Origin of the sequence: Steroidobacter agaridevorans (assembly GCF_009932555.1) — a bacterium.
GTDB classification, from domain to species: domain Bacteria; phylum Pseudomonadota; class Gammaproteobacteria; order Steroidobacterales; family Steroidobacteraceae; genus Steroidobacter; species Steroidobacter agaridevorans.
This window is the reverse complement of the sequence record NZ_BLJO01000007.1, coordinates 1-17,502: the sequence shown is the minus strand read 5'-3', so window position 1 is coordinate 17,502 and position 17,502 is coordinate 1. Positions and strand designations below refer to the sequence as shown.

Sequence of the window (17,502 nt, the reverse complement as noted above, 5' to 3'; positions counted from 1 at the left end):
CGAACCCAACAAGAAGGGCAGGTGAATCAATAAGTTATTGATTCGCCGATGAGCGAGATCCCCTCGAACACCCTATCTCCCCCGATTTGCCACCAGATTTGCCACCAAGATACCCCTTGGTGGCGAATCAGTGGTCGGGCGCTACACTGGGGTAAATTGAGAACTATTGCGCGCCTATACGCGGGTCTCGAACCATCGAGACTTAGTTAGAAAGTTTCAAAGGAAATCGAAATATGGCGGGAGCAATTCTCCTCCGAGAGGGGCGCGGCGTCTCTATGAGCGGATTGGCGTTCGATCACATTCTTGATGCCATACGTCCCATCGTCGAATCTCACAATGCCGCTCTTGCCCGTCGGGTCTGGGAGCCCGTCGACGAAGGATGCATGGATTTCATTTCGTTTGAGGACTTAAACTCAGATGAGTTCGGCGTCTTCTATGAGAGTGTGCGCGATGCGTATGCTCGGGAATTGGACGTCAATCCGGATGCGCCATTCAAGCCCATATGGAAAGAGCTGATTGAGATGCTTTCAGCGGATGCGCGAGCACATTCGATCACATAACCGATGTCGCGTGCCCGACACGCCAGGGTGAAGAGAGAGTAAAGGCGCCGCTCGCACCAACTGATTAAGAGTCAGGGTAAACGATCAAGGAAATCGAGGGGTTGGCTGCGGGAGTTTTATAGAAACATGCCCAAAGAGCCGGGAAGCGGGGCGGGTTTGAGGACCAATTTTATAGAGGGTGCGGGCCGCGCTGATCGAGGCCCGCTCCGGTAGCGAGGGCCCGGAGTTTCGCCGAACTATCGGCGATACCGACTCTCCCCACGGTGGTTGGGGTTTCGCTGGGAAAGCGGCGAAACGCAACGTGCCCGAATTCTTGGATAGGGCGGGAGCAGAGGTAAGCCATAGGGGCTACCGACCTGCTTTGTCCAGAGCTTGCAGTCCGATCGCGATCGCGCCCATCGGACCGGCGGACGTCCCGAGTCCCGGCGGACCTAGGCGATGGGAGAGCTGCTCGGCATACCTCGCAAGCGAGCCGTAGCCGCCGATGCTTGCAGCAAGCGCGACGCGCAGCTTCCGAAACAGATGTTCGCGCGACGCCATCACGCCACCGCCGATTGCGATCCGCTCCGGCGCAGCGGTGACGACTAGATTGTGAAGCAGCGCAGTGAGATCGTGGACGAACGTATCCCATTGGGGATCATCATCGCTGAGCTCCTGCGCGGGCCGGCCGAACCGTTTGGCGATCGCCGGCCCCGAGATCAGTCCCTCGACGCAATCGCCATGGAAGGGGCAGAAGCCTGCAAAGCCATCGGAAGGGGCGCGTCGCACACGCATGTGTCCGGCTTCGCTGTGCGCTGCGCCCTGCACGGGTTGTCCGCCCGATATCAATCCGACGCCGACTCCGGTGCCGATCGTGATATAGCAATGGCTCGCTAGTCCTTGCGCCGCGCCCCAGCGTTCCTCCGCAAGTGCTGCGCCGATCACGTCCGTCTGGATAGCTAACGGTTTGCCGTAGCGCGTAGCGAACCTGCGCGTCAGGTCGGTCCCGGACCAGCCGGGCTTTGGGGTCACGCTGATCGAACCAAACTCCGGACTGACTGGATCGAGTTCAAGCGGTCCGAACGAGGCCACGCCGAGCGCATCGAATTGCCAGCGATCGAGCACTGCCTCGAGTGCGGCTAGCGTTCGTACAGGGTCGCTAGTCGGTGTCGTCTCGCGCGCTCGAATGTCTCCATTCTCGCTGCCGAGGACCGCAACGCATTTGGTGCCACCAAGCTCGAGTCCGGCGATCATAACTTTGAAACCTCGGCTCGCCCGGACGTCACGACGAAGCGAGCCAGCGTACTTACTGCGCCACCCGGCGTGATCGCCTGATCGATCACGCGCGCGCTCGACTGGACCGCGTGCGGTTCGACATCGAACAGCAGATAGCCCCGCTGATCGTGGATCATCGAGATATGCGGATTGGTTGCGGCGCGGGGATCGGCGCCGATCGGAACGCCGTTGGTGCTGATCGAGCTGATGGATGTGGCATGAAACTCGGGTGCGATTGGCGCGCTTTCGAGGTCGTGGGGCACCGAGGGCAGGTGGCCGATGAAGAACATGTGGCTATCGCCGCCGGCGATGACGACATTCTTCGGGCTGCGGGCCTGAATCAGCTCCACCAGCCGCTGTCGCGCGTCGGGGTAGCCCGTCCAATTGTCGTAGCCGTTGGAGGGAACTTTCTGCGCTGAGCGATCGAAGGGCATGACGAGACCGCCGAGCGCCAGCAGGTTCCAGGCCGAACCGCTGCTCAAGCCATCGCTGAGCCAGCGCTCCTGCGCATTCCCGAGCATCGTGTCCGAACCATCGCGCTCGTCGACACAATTGCCGTCGCCCGTTTTCTCGCATAGGCGGATGCTGCGGTAACTGCGCTTGTCCAGCACATGCGCGCGCAGCAGTCGCCCGAAATCGAGACGCCGATAGGTCTGCGGTGCGCCGTTGTACGGAAAATGGTTCATCCGCACGGGCATGTGCTCGTACCACGCTTGCATCGCAGCCGTGCGGCGCAGCTGAAAAATCTCGGGCGGCGTGTTGTCCGAGTCCAGATCGCTCGCCCAATTGTTATCCACTTCGTGATCGTCGAACGACGACAGGAAAGCTGCGGCAGCGTGCGCGGCCTTCAGATCGGGATCCATCTTGTAAAGTGCGTAACGCTGGCGATAGTCGTCGAGGCTGTAGAGCTCGTTGCCGGTGTGGCGGCGGACGATCGGCGCCTTGCCGGTCATGCCCGCTGCGGCGGCCTTCCCCTCGTAAATGTAGTCCCCGTAGTGATAAACGAAGTCCAGATCGGATTCTTGGCTGACGTGGCGCCAGGCGGTGAAGAGCCCACGTTCGTAATGCTGGCAGCCCGCGACCGCGAAGCGCAGCCGGTCCACCGCCGCGTCGGCCGCGGGCGCAGTTCGAACCGCGCCGACATCGCTCGCGATTCCTTCGATCACGAAGCGATACCAATAACGTCGATGGCTGCGCAGGCCGGAAATCTCGACATGGACTGAATGCGCCAGCTCGGGTCGGGCCAAGGCCTTCCCCGACCGCACGTTCTTGCGAAAGGCATCATCCTCGGCGACTTCCCAAGCGAGCTCGACCGCTCCGGTGGGCATGCCGCCGTGCGGCTCGAGCGGCCTGGGTGCGAGACGCGTCCAGATCACGAAGCCATCCGCTGTTGGATCGCCCGAGGCGACGCCGAGCGAGAAGGGATTTTCCAGGAACTTCGGTGCGGCGAGCACTGGCGTTCGTGCCAGCGCAGCGAACAGTGCCGCTTGCCCGCCGGCGAGTAGAAGAGTGCGGCGCTCGAGCGAGAATCGGGTCATCGCACGGTATTCTCGAGGTAGCGCAACATCGCGGCATTCACGCCCTGGCTCCAGACCAGATGCAGCGCATCCGCGAAGGCGCCAACGAACTGACGGTTGTCAGCCAGTTCCCCATAGATCGTTCGCATTCCAATCCATCGCTCGGGGTTTTCCTTCGCTGCTCGAGCCGCGGCCGTCAATGCGTTCCAACACGGGTCGTTCGGTTCGATCGTTTGTCCACGCTCATCGATGCCGTAGCAATAGCGACACCACAAGGCGCTTTCGAGAATCAATCCTCTTGGCATGACGCCTTTGTCGAGGTTGTCGCGAATCGAGGGGATGATGAACTGCGGTTGACGGTTCGAACCGTCGAAACAAAGACGCCGCACGGTGTCGGCGATCTCGGGATTGCGGAACCGTTTGAGAGTCTGTCGCTGGTACTCGAAAAGGTCCTGGCCCGCCGGGGGCGGCACGATAGGAAGGATCTCGTTCGTCAGGACCCGGTCGAGGAAAGCGGTGATCGTTTGATTCGCCGTTGCCTCGTGAACATATTCGATGCTCTTGATCCCCGCTGGGTAGGCAATGATCGCGTGCCCGCCATTGAGGATTCGGATCTTCATCGTCTCGAATGCGTGGACGCGATCGGTGAAGACGACTCCAACCTTCTCGAGGGCGGGGCGCCCTGAGGGAAACTGGTCTTCCATCACCCATTGACGGAACGGTTCACAAGTGACGGGGGCAGGGTCTTCCGCAAGGCCGAAAGCTGCAGCCATCGCACGCTCGCGTGTACCCGTCGCCGGCGTGATCCTGTCGACCATAGTGTTCGGAAAGCTCACGTTGGAGGCGATCCAGTCGGCAAGACTGGAATCGGACAAACGCGCGAGTCCGACTGTTGCGGCTCTCGCGCAGTGGCCGTTACTCCGAAGATTGTCACAGGAGAGCACCGCGAAGGGCGGGATGCCGGCAGCGCGGCGCGATCGTAACGCGGCAATGATCGCGCCGAAGGCTGTGGCCGGCCGATCCGGATTCCTGCTATCCGCAACGATCTCGGGTTTGGTCGGATCGAGCTCGCCTGTCGCGGGATCGATGAAATAGCCGCCCTCGGTCACGGTCATGGAAACGATGCGAATTTCCGGTCTGCACATCGCCTTTATCAGGGGCGCGTTCGATGGGTCGACTTCGATGAAGTCGACCATCGCGCCGCCGCGCCGCGCACGCCTTCCCTGGGGGTCCAGCTCGATCACTGTCGAAAGGCAATTCTGCGTCTTGAGCGCACTCCGCATCGCTGCATCGGCCGGCCGCACGCCTGCGCCAAGGATCGCCCAATCGTGACTCTCCCCGAGCGCGAACAGATCATCGAGGTAAACCGCCATATGGGCGCGGTGGAAGTTGCCAACGCCGATATGCACGATCCCCGGAGTCAATCGAGCACGATCGTATTGGGGCTGAGCGACGTTCATTTCATTTCATACCATGCAGCTAGTATCGACTGCGCGAGCGGCCGCCATATTCAGCAGCAGGCTCACATGGCCGGATACGTCTCCAATTCGATCGGCGCCTTGGGCTTGATGACGTTGTCGAAATCCACGACCGCGCCTTGCGCGATCAACGTATCTCGCAGGTGCTCGAAGTTCATACCGGACATGCTGTAGCCGTACTTGCAGCTCAGGGCGGCCGCCGTGCCGGCGCCTTGTCCCATCGCCATGCAGGTTGCCATTACGCGCACCGAGCCGAATCCCGGCCCGTCGGCGCTGAGACACCGGCCTGCCGTGACGAGGTTGACGCTGCCTCGCGGGACGAGGCACCGGAACGGGATGTTGTACTCCTGGCGCGGGACCACGAGTCCGTTCTGGTCATTGCTGTTGCTCGAGTGGATGTCGATGACGTGCGCGCCCTTGGCGATCGTGTCGGGGAAAGCCTTCGGCGTCAGGATGTCGTCCTTCTGCAGCGTGTAGAGACCCACGATGTGATACGACTCTCGCACTCCGGTCTGGATGCCCGACTTCACCAGCCAGCAGTTGCGGAACTCCGGGAATTCACGGCGCAGCACATCGATAATCAAGCGCAGGTTCTCTCGCAGGCTGCATTCGGTCTTCGTGAACCATTCCGGATCGCTCGCGTCGGTCGCTTCGCGTAACAGATTGATGCTGACCATGCCGTCGCGGAAGAACTTGTTGATCCAGGGGCCACCGAAAATCGGAATCTCGCCTTGCGCGTTGAGCTCGATCAAACGGCCCCGGATCTTGTCGGAGACCGGCAGGATCCCATTGACGGCGTCGCCGAACAGGGAGTCGAGCGCATCCGTGTCGACTCCGCCAAGCTGGAACCACAGGGTCGCCGGTTGCAGGACCTTGCCCTTGGTGGTCGGAAGACCCGCCGCACGCGCGAGATCCGCGTCACCGGTGCAGTCGATGAACACTTTTCCCTGATACGCAACGGCGCCCGCCTTGTTCTGCACGATGATATGAGTGATGCGGTTTCCGTCCATCACGCAATCGGAGAACCAGGAGTGGTACAGGAGCGTGACCCCGCTCTCGAGTAGCAGGCGTTGGGCGGCGAGCTTGAGGATCTCGTCGTTGACGGGATAGTTCCCGCTCTCCAGCGTGACGTTGGCGCCGCCAAGGTCCGCCGCCTTCTGCATGAGCTCGAACGGAATTCCACCGATGTGCTGCTTGCCGAAATGGCGAAATTCGCTGATTGGCGTCACGAGTGCGCTCGTGGCCATGCCGCCGACGAAACCATAACGCTCGATCAGCAAGGTCTTCGCGCCGTTGCGAGCCGCAGCTGCGGCCGCGATCAAACCTGAAGGTCCCCCGCCACATACGATCACATCGTATTGGCCAGCTACCGATACCTCCCGACTGGGTCGCCGGACCGACGTACTCTCCTCGGATCTCACCGTCACTCGATTTTCCTGTTGGCTTGATTGTTGTTCAGGGACCCAGACGGCTTGCCGTGCCGCTTCAGACGTCCCCGCTAATGATTTGCCGCGTTCCGGCGGCGAAGAGCGCGGCGGCGCGCATCTGTCGATCAGATGCTCAAACTGACACCGCCCTGCCTTTCATGCGAACCTTGTCTCGCCCCTACGAACATGCAGAAGCGAACTCAATAACGATAACGTTAACGTTATGTGCCACAGCCCCTGATTAGAGTCAATAATGATTACAGAAGTGCTTGAAGGAATTAGAAAAATATGACAACCGCTCAGAATGCAATCGGGGTATGCTTGGAAAAAAACCGCTCAAACGAGTTAACGATAGCTCGCAAAGCTAAGTTGGAGACCTAGCCTTGGCACGCCGTAAGAAGACTGTCGCTAAAGGACAAGAGGGGAGTGCAGGCGAAAAAACGCCGGCTGCCAACCACGTGCGTCGCCCGCCGACGCTTCAGGACCTGGCGGAAATCGTGGGCCTGACGGCCAACACCGTCTCGCGGGCTCTGAACGACAGGCCCGGCGTCAGCAACGCCGCGCGGGCCTTGATCAAGGCCGAGGCAGAACGGCTTGGTTACGTCCCGAACATCCACGCCCGTTCGCTCGTGCTCGGTTCGCGCAAGACGATCGGTGTGGTCGTCTCGAACATCTCCAATCCGTTCTTCGCCGACCTGGTGAGTGAGGTCGAGCTGCAAGCGCAGAAAGCCGGCTATACGGTTCTTCTGCTTCTCACCTACGAGTCGGCGGAACGTGAACGGGATGCGATCCACAGGGCCCTGCAATCAGGACTGAATGGCATAATCGCGGCGCCTGCGCAGGAGCGCTCCGACGCATGGACTCCGGTGATCAAGTCCGGCATCCCGCTCGTCCTCGTCAGTCGCGAGCTTCCCGAGCTCGGCGTCGATTTCTATTCGAACGACAACGAGGCCGGTATCCAGCTGACGACCGACTTCGTTCTCGCGCAAGGCGCGAAAGACGTCGTCCTGATCGATGAGGACATGCCGTTCTCGACGATCCGAATCCGGATCGAAGGATTCCGCCGATCCCTCGAGCGTCACGGAATCTCCTTCGACGCTCGGCGGCATCTGGTGCTTGTCCCTCCGCCTCGTTCCTTCCGCGTCGCGCAGTCATGGCATGCCGATGACGCATACCGTGTCGCGAGCGATCTCCTCGACCGAGGTCGACGACCGGACGCCTTCGTCGTCGGCGATGACTACTATGCGCTCGGTCTGTACCGCGCACTGCGCGAGCGCCGCATTCGCGTGCCCCACGATACGATGGTGATGGGCTGGGGAAACCATCCGTTCACGCGTTTCATGGAACCCCCGCTTTCCACTCTGCTTTTGCCGTTCCAGGAGGTTGCGAGCCGTGCGACACGCCGGCTTCTCAATCGCATCGAGGGTACTGCCGACAATCAAGTGGTCACGGAGCGCATCGTTCCGGAACTCATTCTCCGCGGCTCGACCACGCGCTGAGGTGCTGGCCGCCGACGTGGCGATGCGCCTCTTTGCTATGTCGCCACGCCACTCGTCGCGGCGGACTCAACGGCCGTGGTTCGCGGCTTCGGTCGGGTCCGTCCGATCACGACAAACAAAATGACCGCCGAAATCGGATGCAGGATCGCCAGTCCGGCGAATAGCGCGACATAGTCGAACTGCGCGAGGATGAACCCTGCCAGCAGGTTCAGAATCAGCGACGTGCTGGCGCCTACCGCGCCCAGCATTCCGACTGCGGATGCATTGATCTTGACCGGGAAGAGGCCGGCCAGCAGGACGTTGAATCCTACGAACCAGGTCTGGCAGACACTGACGACGATCGTGATGATGAGGAGCGCGATCGCGACGCTCGAGGTCATTGTGATCAGTGCGCCCAATGGCATCAGTGCGGCGGTAATCGCAAACAAGCGAAGTTGGATGCGGATCGGATCATGTCCACGCGCAGCGGCGCGATCAACGAAACGGCCGGCCACCAGGCACGCGAGCATCGCGACGATGTACGGTATGCTCCCGACCAGGCCGAGCTCGGACAATGACAGGCCGACACGTTCCTGCAGATAACCCGCGATCCAGAAAAGGTAGAAGTACCAGACCGGGTCGCTGATCATCCGCACGGCGATGATTGCCCAGTAGCGCTTGTCTCGGAGAAGCGCTGAGATGGACGCCGCCTCCTCGTCGGGCGCTACGGGTTGCGCGGTGTCGAGCGACGGCGGCGGAGCCTGCTTGGTATCCGCAAACCACCACAGCATCGCGATACTCACGCCGATCAGCCCAGGGATGATGAAGGCGGCTCTCCAGCCGATGCCTGCCGTCATCACCGCGACCAGCGGCGGTGCAAGGATGGCTCCGAGATTGCCCGCAGGCATGACGATGCCGATCGCGAGAGCGCGGCGTTCGACGGGCACCCAATTGAGGATGGCGCGCTGAATGATCGGGAAGACGCCAGGTTCGGCGGCGCCCAGCAACGCACGCGACGCGGCAAGTTGAGCGAAATTGTGAGACATTCCTGATGCGATGTTCGCAATCGACCAGCCGATCGCGAAGAGGGACATACATATCCTCGTGCCGAACCGTTCTATCAGCCGCCCGCTCGCCACGTACATCACGATGTACGGCAGCATGAACGCGAACGTCAGGAGCGAGTACGCCTTGTCATCCAACGTCAGATCTGCCTTGACGATAGGTTTGAGAACCGAAAGTGTTTGGCGATCGAAATAGTTGAGCACCACGAGGCTCATCAAGAGCCCGAGGACGAAGCAGACCTTCACCGGTAGTTTCCCGATCGGTCCAGCGGCGCCGCTTGTGTCTGCGCTTGAGGGTTGTGTCATCAGTTGGATCCAATGGGTTGAGCCTGCGCCGCGCGAACACGCTCACGACAGACTTCAGGGTCGAGACGATCGAGGAAACTCTCGCGACGTCCGGAGCAGCCGGAAGTCTCCATTCCGACCAGCCTTCGCGCTTCACGAGCGACGAGTGAGTTCACGGGCGCAAGGAGGGCAGGGCTGCGCCAGCACGGATGACCAGGGCGAGTGCTGTCTGCGTGCGTACGCCAACGGCATCGAGGCGTGCACGGCGCTCGCGCGCTACTTCAGTTTCTACGATGCGCGCTGCGCTCATCAGTCGCCGGCCTATCGGTCCCCCGGGCGAAGTGTATCGCGATGACCTCGCGACTTCAGCGCGGGCAGCCTGAGCTATCGCGAGCCTGAAGTTGGCAGAGCTGCGCGCGCCTGCGACGTCGACCTGGCTTTGCGCTATCCAATCGCAGAAGAGCGAAGAGGCTTGCATCGAGGCGGCTCCACATATGCGAAGGCGAAATCTGTCCCGAGACTGAAGCTGTCCCTCGCTCCTGCGGACCGACGTTGCCTGTCCGTCCGAAGCCAGCGCGCGATCTGGTGAATCAAGCCAGCGGGAAGGTATGCGATAGACCATTCGACCGATTTCACAACATTATCGTTATCGTAATTTTGCAATTCTACATTGTCAATCACACGAATTCATTGGAGAGAAATGATAAAAATGCTTATAAATCAACAGTGTCTAAATTCTTGACGGACGAGCGTAATCTGTGACAGATTACGTTAGCGATATCGATAATCCAGATTCTATGATTGGGGGGATCAAAATGGGGAGAAAAGCAAGATTTCTCGTGGCAGCGTCGGCCGCTTCGATGGGTGTAGGCGGCGCCATGCCCGTTCATGCGCAGGAGGAGGCGACAGAGGCTGAAGTCGTCGAAGCGATCGTCGTCACCGGATCCCGCATCGCGCGGCCGGGGCTTGAATCCGCCATGCCCGTCAGTGTCACCGTCATGGATGAAGGCTTCGCTCTCGGTCATGTCAGCGCCATCGAAACGCTGAAGCTGGACCCGGCGATCGGGATTGGTCAGGACTTGGCCAGCGATGTGAGGGGCTGGGATGCCGGAATTTCGGCCGTCAACTTACGCAATCTTGGCACCAACCGCAGTCTGACCCTAATCGATGGGCAGCGGCGCGTATCCAGTTCTGCGCGCTCATCCGCCGTCGATATCGGCATGATCCCCGCGGGCATGATCGACAGGGTAGAAGTCGTGAGCGGCGGTGCGGCTGCGATCTATGGCGCAGACGCGGTGACGGGCGCCGTGAACATCATCACCAAGCGCAGTATCGAAGGACTTCATTTCTCGGCCACGGGCGGTGTTGCCGAACGTGGTGATGCGGACAAATTCCTCGCGTCGCTGTCGACGGGCGGCAGGTTTGCCGATGATCGAGGTACCTTTGCGATCGGCGGCACCTATTCATCTACCTCTCCACTCATCTACACCGACCGCTTCGATTCGCAGGACTGGGTGACGTATCGGGCGAATCCGGCAAACACGGGTATCAACGACGGCATTCCGGACAGAGTCATCGCCTATCACACGCGGCAGCTCTACTTCGATTACGTGCCCACCTACTGGCTGGGCGGCCAGCGCTGGATGATCGAAGGCGACAGCATTCGCACGTCGAATTGCGACATCACCTACACGCCCGGGCAATATGCCGTCTGCGATGGAGGCGACGGCCGCAACCTGAGCGACCGCGACGAGAAGCGCATCGGCATGAAGTCGGTGGCGCTCATGGGCCGGGCAGACTATGACCTTGCCGACAACCTGAAGCTCGACGCCCATGTTTCCTATGCCCGGCAGAGAACTGACGGCACTTACAACTATTGGCGCGACGACAGTCGGACCACTTATTTCTCCGGCCCGGTCCCCGGCTCGCGTGGCGCCAGCGCCCGTTTGGACAATCCGTGGCTTCCCGACGCCCTCAGGGATGTCATGGTCGCCAACAACCTGACCTCGTTATATATCGATCGGGCCTATGGCAATTTCCCGGAACGGGAAGTCGATCATGACCGGGAGAGCACGACCTTCGGCCCGTCGCTCAGCGGCAAGCTGACCGATACGCTGCAATGGCAGGCATTCTGGCAATATGGCCGAACGAAGGACAATGTCACCGAAGCCAATGTGCCTTGGAAATCGCACTGGGTAGCGGCACGCGATGCGATCGCGGACCCGGTGACCGGGCAGGCTATCTGCCGCGATGCCGTGGCCCGCGCGTTGGGCTGCGTTCCATTCAATATCTTCGGCACGGAGCCGGCAACTCCCGAGCAGATCAAGTGGGCGATGGCCGACCGGCATGAGCTGCGCATCAACACGCAGCAGATCTACGGTGCGAACATCACCGGGGAATTGTTCCCGCTTCCTCATGGCAACGCGTCCATGGCCGTGGGTGTCGAGCATCGGGAGGAAACCCTCAAAACGCGGGATGATCCGCTCGCGCTGGCTGGCGAGCTCGTCTACGGTGCCGGTCCCACCGAGCATCCGGAACTGGATGCATCGTTCAGGGTGACTGAAGCCTATGGCGAATTGATTGTTCCGGTCGTGCGTGACCTGCCATTCGCCAAGCGGCTCGAGATCGAGGGCGCGTACCGCTATTCGGACTACAGCACGGTCGGCAGCACGAACGCCTGGAAAGCGGGTACCTTCTGGTCACCGCTCAACGGGATCAGTTTCCGCGGAGTTCGCTCGCGCAGCGTGCGCACCCCCAACTTCGGCGAGCTTTACGAAGCGAAGGTTGAGACTCTTACCGGCGCATATACCGATGCGTGCTCAGCGGCTCTCTACTACGCCTCCGACAGGCGGGCGGCGAACTGCGCCGCTCTTGGAATTCTGACGCCCGTTGCGAACTCCACAGGGGTCGGGCCGGTCGTCGTCACTGGCGGCAACCCCGACCTCGAGCCGGAAACGTCGAACAGCCTGACGGTGGGCGTCGTCCTGCAGCCGCAGTTTCTGCACGGCTTCGACCTGACGCTCGATTATTGGGACATCGACATCGAAAATGTCATCACCCAATTCTCCTATGCGACGCTGATCCAGCTTTGTGTCGATGCTCCGACGATCGAGAACCCCTATTGCGCGCGTGTCACCCGCGATCCCGTGTCTCATCTTGCCACCCGCGTCGAATCGAACCAGCTAAACGCGTCGCGCCTCTACGCGCGCGGCATCGATATCGGCGCTTCCTACACGCGGCTGCTGGGTCCCGGCAGGATCAACATCTCGTTCAAGGGAAGCAATCTGATCGAGATGGTAACGGAAACCACGCCGGGCATCCGCGAGGGCGACATCATGCGCGATGGCGAATGGCAAAACCCCCGTTTCAGGGGAACCTTGCGTACCGAGTATGAGATCGACAGATTCAACGTCGCGCTCACGACGCGGTACATAAGCTCCGCGGCCTTCGACCTGAACGTGGATTCGGACGAAGCCTATCCGCGTAATCGCGTGCCGGCCAAGATCTACAACGATCTCTCGGTGCAGGTCGACCTGTGGGATAACTATGAAGTCGGCATCGGTGTAGAGAATCTTTTCGATGTGATGCCCACCTACATGCCCACGATTTATCAGGACAACACGGTCTATGGCATCGTTGGGCGGTACTTCTATGCGACTGTCAGGGCGACATTCTAGCGGTGACGTGCATCTGAGTCGGCAGCTGCGCCGCGCGCAAGACCTGAAGGCGCGCGGCCGGCTGACGCGCTGGCGTTAGCGCACGCACTCAACACCAATCAACGTGTCATCGCTAATCAAATCGAGCCTGGGTTCGGGCTCATTGCTTGATGCTCACGCGCAATGCACGTCATTTGATTCATCGGGTAGAGCGCGATCATGCGAATGAATCGTCGTGGGCTCATTGAGGCAGGAAGACACGTCGCCGCCATGGCCGTGGCGGGTGTATTGATACTCGCCGCACCTATCGATGCGCAGGCCGCACGAAGCGGCGCCAAGGCCGAGGTGGTGCGCGGTGTCGAAGAGCGCGCCAAGCTGGCGCAGATGATCAATGACCAGTTGTTCAGCTATTCCGAACTCGGGTTTCAAGAGCATGAGACTGCGCGTCATCTGACCGCTCTGCTCGAGAAGGAAGGCTTCAGCATCGCGCGCAATGTTGCTGGGCTGCCGACAGCTTGGACGGCGAGCTGGACGAACGGCGCCGGTGGGCCAGTCATCGCGATCGGCAGTGACGTCGACGGCATCCCCAAGGCGAGCCAAATGCCCGGCATTCCGTGGCGCCAGCCGATCGTCGAGGGCGCTCCCGGGCATGGCGAGGGACACAATAGCGGACAGGCGGTGAACATCGTCGCAGCGCTGGCGGTGAAGGAGTGGATGGTCCGCACCAAGATGCCGGGCACGCTGTTGATCTGGCCCGGAATCGCCGAAGAACTGTTGGGCGGCAAAGCCTACTTCGTGCGCGAGGGCGTGTTCAAGGATGTCGACGTCGTGCTCTTCAGCCACGTGGCCAGCACGTTGGCTACGGCCTGGGGCCAGCCCAATGGGACGGGATTGGTTAGCGTCGAATATCTATTCAAGGGTGAAAGCGCACATGCAGCCCATGCGCCGTGGCGCGGCAGATCGGCGCTCGACGGCGTGATGGCGATGGCGAACGGATGGGAGATGTGGCGCGAGCATCTGCGTACCGAGCAGCGCTCGCACTATGTCATCAGCGATGGCGGCGACCAGCCCAACGTCGTGCCGCCCGAAGCGAAGATATGGTTCTACCTGCGCGAGCAAAGCTTCGACGCGATCGCCAAGATGCTCGAGAGGGCCGACAAAGTGGCCGACGGCGCAGCCAACATGACTGACACCACCGTGAGCCGCCGCGTGCTGGGCGCGGCAGCGATCCAGCATTTCAATCGGCCGCTCGCGCAGGCGGCGTACGCCAACATGGTCGCGGTCGGAATGCCGAAATGGGATAACGACGACCAGGCGTTCGCGCGCACCGTGCAAGCGAACATCGATGCGCCAGTGAAGGCTGGACTGGCGACGAAGCTGGCGCCGTTGGGTCCGCCGCCGGAGGAGCCGAAGTCGGCCGGCTCGGACGATATCGGCGATGTGAGCTGGCAGGCGCCGACGATCACGATCCGCTATCCGGCGAGCATTCCTGGCGTACCGGCGCACAACTGGGCGGCCGCGATCGCCATGGCGACGCCGATCGCGCACAAGGGTGTAGTGACAGGCGCGAAGGTGATGGCGATGACGATGATCGACGTGCTGACGCGTCCCAAGCTGCTGGTGGACGCGAAGACCTATTTCCGCGACGTGCAGACAAAGGACCAGCACTATGTCCCCATACTGACGCAGGACGATGCGCCGGCGATAGGGATGAACGGCGAGACCATGATGCGGTACAAGCCGGAGCTCGCGAAGCGGTATTACGATCCGGAACGGTATGAAACGTATCTGGAACAGTTGGGAGTCACCTGGCCGACGCTCGGGACTGGGCCGGCGAAGTCGCAGTAGTGCCAGGCGGAATCGTCGGCGCTCAACCACTCGAGCGAACACAAATAGATGAGGATATATAAGGTCATCCTGGCTCTCCTGCTGGCGGCGGCACTACCAGCCACCGCGGCGCAGGCGGAGGGATATCGGCAGGGACACTGCGGTGAATTCACCGTGGCGATGATTCCCGATACACAGAGCTATGTTGATTATCGGCACCAGGCGTGGTCCGGCTTCCCCTTCGACGCAATCGAGCAGTTCTACGCACAGATGTGGTGGGTGGCCACGAACGCGAGGAGCTCGGGCGGCGATATCGTCTTCGCCACACACGTCGGCGACGTGTGGCAGCACTATTCCGAATGGATGGACCCGGCCCATGCCGCGCGCGGTTTCAAGTGGATGCCGAATGGCGGCTCCGAAACCGCGATGTCGCCCAAGGTTCAGACGAGGGCGTTCGAGATTCCCGCCGCCGTGCAGGCCTTCAAGCTGATTGCGGACAAACTGCCGTTCTCGGTGGTGGCCGGCAACCACGACTATGACGCGCTCTGGACCGATCCCGCTCATCCACCTCGGCCCGAACGCAAGGTAGGTGTTCGCCATCTCGGCGGCCTCACCGGATTCCAGTCGGCTTTCTCCAATACGTCTTCATTCTTCGCCGGTCGGTCGTGGTATGTGGATTCGCGCGACGGCGGCCCTGACAGTGCGCAGGTGTTTACGGCCGGTCAGTGCCACTTCCTCCACATCGGCTTGCAATATCACGCACCCGACGCTTCGCTGAATTGGGCGACAGCTGTGATCGCGCGCTATCCCGGCGTACCGACCATCGTCACCACTCACGACTATCTGGGGCGGGACGGCAAGCGCAACATGACCTCCAATCCCCTGAACAGTGCGCTCGATCCCCTGGATAACGATCCCGAGAAAATTTGGGAAAAATTCCTGAGCGCACACGACCAGATATTCCTGGTGCTGAGCGGTCATGTCAGTGGACAGAGCTTCAGCATCGACACCAATCGGGCCGGGAATCCGGTGTATCAAATAATGGCCGACTATCAGGAGCGCAACCGGACCGCTATCGACGCCGGCGTTGACGGGCCAACAGGCGATGGCTGGCTGCGACTGCTGAAGTTTCGCCTGGACACGGCGCACCCAAAGATCGAAGTCCGCACCTACTCCACCCATTACGGCAAGTTCGCGGCTGAGATTCCCGAATATGGCGCGTGGTACAAGGCACGGGAGAAGCAGGGGCACCTGTCCGACGAGGATTTTCTGCGTCGGGACGAATTCACGATAGATCTTCGCGACTTCCATCGGCGGTTCGGCGCGCCCGTCGGCGCTTCGGTCCGCTGAGCCGGCTTCACGACAGAGCACGCCATGCCGCTCGATCGTCGTGCCATTTTCTTACCGCTAGCACACGAGGCTCGCCAGGCCCGAACTGGCGCATTCGTTTCACGTCGAGGTTTCGGGCGCCGATCGGCGCTGCGAGTCGAGGAATCACTTGATGTTTGATCGCATGGTTGCCTTGGCGGCCGCCGCAGTATTGGCAACGGTCGGCGTCGCGAGTCACGCCGCGGACAATGCTTACGGCGGCTATCTTACGCCCGGTGAATTGGATGCCACATCGGTGATCGAGCCGGCGCCCCGTCCGGGCGATCCGAGATACGAAGCGGATCGAAAGATATTCCGGGCGACGAGGCGTCTCGTCGGATCGCCGCGCTGGGAGCTGGCCACAAACGACGCCGACATGAGTGTGCCGGCGATGCTACGCAACTTCAGTTGCGCGGTGGGTGTCGAGTTGACGCCCGCAAACGCGCCGATGCTCGTCGCTGTGGTCCGACGGGCAGGGTTCGATACGTCGTATCAAACAAGGATCGCCAAGGAAGCCCATAAGCGTCAACGTCCATTCACCATCGACAAGGGGCCTGTCTGCCAGCCGCAGTCCGAGCTCTACGAGAAGAAGGCGCAGCGGATGAGCTACGATTATCCATCGGGTCATACTGGTTGGGGCTGGACCTGGACGCTCGTTCTCTCATCGATAGCGCCGGACCGGGCGCAGCAGATTCTCGAACGCGGACGCGTCTATGGAGACAGCAGATTCGTCTGCGGAGCTCACAATGAAAGTGCGGTCGAAGCGGGCATGCTGTTGGCCTCCGCGACGATGGTGCTAGTGGCGACCAAATCTGAGTACCAGACTGACCTCGCAGCGGCGCGTGAGGAGTTCGACGCGTTGCGCGGCGGCGCGCCACCAGCGCAGAATTGCGAAGCGGAATCCGCTCTCTTGAGCCAACGCGTCATGCCAAAGTTAGAAACGAAATCCAGGCGTTGACGCAGCCCAAACGCTCTGCCGGATTCAGGCTGTCCTCCGCAAAAATTCGATCTGGCCTCTGAAATGGCGCTGGGGCGCAACCGTGGCATGATCATGGCTGCTGGGCGCGCTCGCCATAATCGTCCGACTGGCATGGGATCTGATCCTGTGGTGCGGGTCTTGCTTCGGCCGGGCGAGTCGTTGGAGGCTCGGCTGGCATGGGGCGGGCTTCCGAGTCTTCTGGCGATGGAAGTCGCGAGCGGGGCGGCCACGATTCCGAAGGAACTTAGCGAACTGATCCGACGGATGGCGGAGGAGAATCTGCCAGAGCAAGCTCATCCTAATCCGCGACCGCCGTCGCGGAGCTCGATCCATTCATTTACAACCCCGATGTCGTTGCCGTGTGGGCGCTTGTCTTTTCGCCCGATGCGTATTGAGGGAGCGCCTCATGAAGAACTTGTCGATGCCGGATTCCAATCAGCTCTGGCAGCAATCGGAATGCGTATAAGTGATTAGAATCGGATTGCACCGATTGATCCTACCCACTATCGCATCCATTCGTTGAGCGACCAATTGTCAACGCCGGGTTAAAGCTGCACAGATCTGGCGGACGATAATTGCACACATGTTCATAGTCTCAATGAGGTGTGG

General features: G+C 60.9%; 11 protein-coding genes. 6 read left to right on the top strand and 5 right to left on the bottom strand.

What is annotated here, in order from left to right; translation table 11 throughout:
- Positions 1 to 233 precede the first annotated feature (233 nt).
- Positions 234 to 560, top strand: a complete 327-nt coding sequence (locus GYH35_RS23805) for a hypothetical protein (protein WP_161811932.1) — start codon at positions 234 to 236, stop codon at positions 558 to 560.
- A 348-nt stretch (positions 561 to 908) separates the two neighbouring features.
- Here GYH35_RS23805 and GYH35_RS23800 read toward each other — a convergent pair whose 3' ends face one another.
- The 4 genes from GYH35_RS23800 to GYH35_RS23785 form a co-directional block, all read right to left on the bottom strand.
- Positions 909 to 1,793: an ROK family protein gene (locus tag GYH35_RS23800; RefSeq protein WP_161811933.1), complete on the bottom strand. Its 885-nt coding sequence runs from the start codon at positions 1,791 to 1,793 to the stop codon at positions 909 to 911.
- Entirely contained in the window at positions 1,790 to 3,352 is a 1,563-nt protein-coding gene (locus tag GYH35_RS23795) for an alkaline phosphatase D family protein (RefSeq protein WP_161811934.1), read from the bottom strand. Before GYH35_RS23795 ends, GYH35_RS23800 begins: the two co-directional genes overlap by 4 nt.
- Positions 3,349 to 4,791, bottom strand: coding sequence for a mannitol dehydrogenase family protein (locus GYH35_RS23790; RefSeq protein WP_161811935.1), 1,443 nt, complete (start codon positions 4,789 to 4,791; stop codon positions 3,349 to 3,351). The genes GYH35_RS23795 and GYH35_RS23790 overlap by 4 nt, the downstream gene beginning before the upstream one ends.
- Before the next feature lie 62 nt (positions 4,792 to 4,853).
- Positions 4,854 to 6,161 carry an FAD-dependent oxidoreductase gene (locus tag GYH35_RS23785; RefSeq protein WP_268894958.1) on the bottom strand — a complete coding sequence of 436 codons (1,308 nt, stop codon included), beginning with the start codon at positions 6,159 to 6,161 and terminating at the stop codon, positions 4,854 to 4,856.
- A gap of 458 nt (positions 6,162 to 6,619) precedes the next feature.
- Between GYH35_RS23785 and GYH35_RS23780 the strand changes: the two genes are divergently transcribed.
- Entirely contained in the window at positions 6,620 to 7,735 is a 1,116-nt protein-coding gene (locus tag GYH35_RS23780) for a LacI family DNA-binding transcriptional regulator (protein WP_161811936.1), read from the top strand.
- Between the two features lie 35 nt (positions 7,736 to 7,770).
- Here GYH35_RS23780 and GYH35_RS23775 read toward each other — a convergent pair whose 3' ends face one another.
- A complete protein-coding gene (locus tag GYH35_RS23775) occupies positions 7,771 to 9,024 on the bottom strand; it encodes an MFS transporter (RefSeq protein ID WP_161811937.1) in 1,254 nt (417 codons plus the stop codon).
- Positions 9,025 to 9,902: 878 nt separating this feature from the next.
- Between GYH35_RS23775 and GYH35_RS23770 the strand changes: the two genes are divergently transcribed.
- The 4 genes from GYH35_RS23770 to GYH35_RS23755 all read left to right on the top strand — a co-directional run bounded on the left by GYH35_RS23770 (position 9,903) and on the right by GYH35_RS23755 (position 16,872).
- Entirely contained in the window at positions 9,903 to 12,740 is a 2,838-nt protein-coding gene (locus GYH35_RS23770; RefSeq protein ID WP_161829658.1) for a TonB-dependent receptor domain-containing protein, read from the top strand.
- 204 nt (positions 12,741 to 12,944) lie between these two features.
- Positions 12,945 to 14,567, top strand: a complete 1,623-nt coding sequence (locus tag GYH35_RS23765) for an amidohydrolase (protein WP_407700227.1) — start codon at positions 12,945 to 12,947, stop codon at positions 14,565 to 14,567.
- Between the two features lie 159 nt (positions 14,568 to 14,726).
- Positions 14,727 to 15,896: a metallophosphoesterase family protein gene (locus GYH35_RS23760; protein WP_407700226.1), complete on the top strand. Its 1,170-nt coding sequence runs from the start codon at positions 14,727 to 14,729 to the stop codon at positions 15,894 to 15,896.
- 151 nt (positions 15,897 to 16,047) lie between these two features.
- The gene (locus tag GYH35_RS23755) at positions 16,048 to 16,872 is read left to right on the top strand and encodes an acid phosphatase (RefSeq protein WP_161829657.1); all 825 of its coding nucleotides are present in this window, start codon (positions 16,048 to 16,050) and stop codon (positions 16,870 to 16,872) included.
- Positions 16,873 to 17,502 lie beyond the last annotated feature (630 nt).

Coding starts and splice junctions, on each gene's coding strand:
- GYH35_RS23790 (WP_161811935.1), bottom strand. CDS start 4,791: ATGAACGTCGCTCAGCCCCAATACGATCGTGCTCGATTGACTCCGGGG.
- GYH35_RS23755 (WP_161829657.1), top strand. CDS start 16,048: ATGTTTGATCGCATGGTTGCCTTGGCGGCCGCCGCAGTATTGGCAACG.
- GYH35_RS23805 (WP_161811932.1), top strand. CDS start 234: ATGGCGGGAGCAATTCTCCTCCGAGAGGGGCGCGGCGTCTCTATGAGC.
- GYH35_RS23795 (WP_161811934.1), bottom strand. CDS start 3,352: ATGACCCGATTCTCGCTCGAGCGCCGCACTCTTCTACTCGCCGGCGGG.
- GYH35_RS23800 (WP_161811933.1), bottom strand. CDS start 1,793: ATGATCGCCGGACTCGAGCTTGGTGGCACCAAATGCGTTGCGGTCCTC.
- GYH35_RS23760 (WP_407700226.1), top strand. CDS start 14,727: ATGATTCCCGATACACAGAGCTATGTTGATTATCGGCACCAGGCGTGG.
- GYH35_RS23765 (WP_407700227.1), top strand. CDS start 12,945: ATGAATCGTCGTGGGCTCATTGAGGCAGGAAGACACGTCGCCGCCATG.